Origin of the sequence: Kurthia populi, assembly GCF_042686175.1 — a bacterium.
Taxonomy (GTDB): Bacteria; Bacillota; Bacilli; order Bacillales_A; family Planococcaceae; genus Kurthia; species Kurthia populi.
In genome coordinates, this window is the sequence record NZ_JBHUOR010000055.1 from 1 (window position 1) to 816 (window position 816).

Genomic DNA, 816 nt, shown 5'->3' on the forward strand with positions numbered 1-816 from the left:
CATTAAATGAATCATTGCATAAATGGCTGAATGATATTGTTCACACAAAGAAAAATCAGACAACACAACAAACGCCACATGAAAGATTTATTCAGGAACAAGCTTTTTTAAAACCTTGGAATCATAAACCACTATATTCTTTGAGTAGCTGGCAACAACGCGAAGTTAGTAAAGATTGTTTAATTTCATTTGAAGGAAATCAATATTCAGTTCCTTATCGCTATGTAGGTCAAACTGTAAAACTACGAATAGAAGATGAAAAGCTGCAAATTTATGATGGAATCGAATGTATCGCCACACACTCTTTAAGTAAAAAGAAACATCAAATGGTTCAACAAACATCGCATTATGCGGGATTACCTGGAACAAAAAAAGAGCAGAAAACAACAGATTCAAATGGTTTGGCGACCCCAAAATCTGTAGATTCTACTCTTTCACAAGCACCAGATGTAGAACAACGTTCATTAGCTATATATGCCTTATTCGAAGAAGGTGATCAAGTATGAAAACGCTTCTTGAAGAGCGCCTAAAGGCGCTTGGTTTGGAAAATACAGCCCATCAATTAGATGGTTTCGTTGAAAGTGCTTCATCTAATAATATATCATATTTCGAATTCTTAAATCAGGTGATAGAAGCTGAGTGGACGTACAAAGAATCACAATTACTAGCCAAACGAGTTTCTCAAGCAAAGTTTCCTTATGTGAAAAACTTAGCTGATTTTGATTTTTCATTACAACCTAGTATTAGTGAACAACGTGTTAAAGAGATCTTAACATGTCGATATATTGGGAATGGAGAAAACTGCATATTATTAGG

At 34.6% G+C, this 816-nt stretch carries 2 protein-coding genes; both read left to right on the forward strand.

All coding sequences use genetic code 11. The features are described 5' to 3' along the window. Positions 1-506 (forward strand): Mu transposase domain-containing protein (locus ACFSY7_RS10305; protein WP_449274624.1); only part of this gene is annotated, 506 nt, incomplete at its 5' end. Then, positions 503-816: ATP-binding protein (locus ACFSY7_RS10310; protein ID WP_380147773.1), on the forward strand; the 314-nt coding region annotated here is incomplete at its 3' end. The genes ACFSY7_RS10305 and ACFSY7_RS10310, both read left to right, overlap by 4 nt.